The organism is Bartonella sp. AA86SXKL (assembly GCF_042196885.1).
In genome coordinates this window covers 1,113-3,309 of record NZ_JBHIRE010000058.1, presented here as the reverse complement: position 1 = coordinate 3,309, position 2,197 = coordinate 1,113, and the positions used below count along the sequence as shown (strand labels likewise).

Below are 2,197 nucleotides of genomic sequence, written 5' to 3'. Positions count from 1 at the left end.
GAGCGTTTTTGATATACTGTCCATTTTTATCTGTCTTATAGATGATATGTCCCTGTTCATCACGCTCCACCACGGCGATGGGATGTTTTTTGATAAACATGGTTTTGTAAGCTTCATTGCTAACTTTAAACCCTTCTTCCAGCAATTGTGTCGCCATTTCACGGTTTTCATGGACAATTTGTTCCAGCTTGGCAACATCAAGCTGTTGTACCCCCTTATGGGCGTTGGCAGTATCGCGGTTAAGGGAGGCGATTACTTGTTCCACATCTTGCCCTGTCAATGCCTTTTGCTCAACCTCATCTGTCAGGATGATGGTGCCATTGCTGATAGCAGCTTTGGTTTGCCCTTCCTGTGAATCTTTGGCTTTTGCATGATCTAAGACATTTTTGGCGATGTTTTTCGCAAGACCGTATTTGCCCTGAGACATGGGACCACCCGTAGCAAGGCTTAAACCCTGGCTGCTGGCTTGCGCTTTAGCACTGTTGGCAATATCACTCATGATAATGGTTCCGGTGGTCAGTTTGTTTTTGTCGGCTGATGCGCTGCTGTCGATAATCCCCCCGGTCAGGGTTGTTGTATCTTTAACGTTGATCTCAAAGCCGCCATCACCCGCTTTGATGCCGGAGTGTTCCACAACACTGTGATAATCGCTAGAGGTTTTATCCTTGTTCAAGGCAAGATTGGTTGTCGCCGCATCATCCTTTTTTCCACCATTAAAGCCAACAGAAACAGAGTTTTGCTTGCTGGAACTTTGTCCCGTATCACTGTGGCTTGTAATGGTGAAATCACCACCAACACCCATCTCTACACGGTTTGCAGAAACCACACCCCCCGCTAGTGTGGTGTTTCCCCCACTGTTGCTATGAACAGTGCCCGTGCCTATAATATGGCTGTTCTTCTGGTGTACCTGTTCACTGGAGCCTCTTCCTTTTCCAAAAGAAGCATTGCCCCTCCAGCCTGAACCGCCACTCCCATAACCGTAGCCAACACCAACATTTACAGAAATATTTTGCGAATGGTTTTGCGTGTTTTGCCTATTTTGCGCACTTTCAAAGGTGATATCTTGTCCTGCTTCCAAATTAATATTTCCGCTCTGTTCATCATTGTTCAGAGAGTTTGTGCCAGCGATAAGATCAGCACCAATACCATGGATGCTGCCTTTGTTGGCATGCATGTTAATGGCACGCCCTGCTTCTATGCTATCTGTTACTGCGGTGGAGGTGTGAGAAAATGCCTCTGCCTTTTCAGCTTTAAAGTCTACCGTAATGCTGGTTGAAACATCCGCCATATTAAGAAGGTCATCTTTGGTTGCTCCACCCTGCATCCCATTGTAAAGACCTTTGCCTTTGTTATAGAGATCATAACCTTTTAAACCGCCAAGCAAACCATTAATAATGTGGTGTTTGTTATCCTTATTTTTAGCTCGCTTTACTGCATCCCTTATATCTTGTACCGTACCAAGAATGCCAACATTGACAGAACCTGTGACACCGGCAAAGAAATTTTCATGTTTTTCCTTAGCATTAGAGGTATCATAACTTTCCGATAATGTGATATTATTGCCCGCATCAATGTTGACATCACGATTTGCCGAAACATTTGTCGCTTGTAAATTCACATCATTGCCGGCATTGATCTGCACATCTCTGCCCGCTTTGAAATTGGATGGTGTATTGGACTTTTCCCATTGATCGCCCGTATCTTTGGCGCTCGCACCCCCCACACCCACAGAGGCACCACTGCGGTTCTTTTCAAACTGAAAGCCAAAACCTGAGCGTTCTTCCTGTGTGCTCGCGCTATGACTCTTATGACCAGGCAAAACATTCACATTATGGACTGCCGAAAGCTTAATATCTTCCCCTGCGCTAAAGTCAGAACCCACCACATTCACATCTTCTTTTTTGGCGGTGATGGTGATATTTTTCCCATTGAGCGAAGAGCCTTGATGTTCAAAACTTTCTTCATTCTCTGTCTTTGATTCACTCCCGTAGATCGAAACAAAACCCTTGCCTGATCCCACACCAAAACCCGTTTCATGGGTTTCTGAATGGCTGCTATGGTGATCTGTCATGCCATCAATCGTCACGCTTTGTCCTGCCACATTGATATCTTCATTGGCAATCATATGAGAAGCCGTGATTGTGGCATCCCCTTGTGCGTCTAACACAATATTGCCCGTCGCCCCCAGAATAGAGGA

Annotated in this window: 1 protein-coding gene; it reads right to left on the bottom strand. The window is 45.5% G+C overall.

The genetic code is table 11. The features are described 5' to 3' along the window. The coding region (locus tag ACFIO5_RS09575; protein WP_375705280.1) for a hemagglutinin repeat-containing protein at nucleotides 1-2,197 on the bottom strand (2,197 nt) is incomplete at both ends.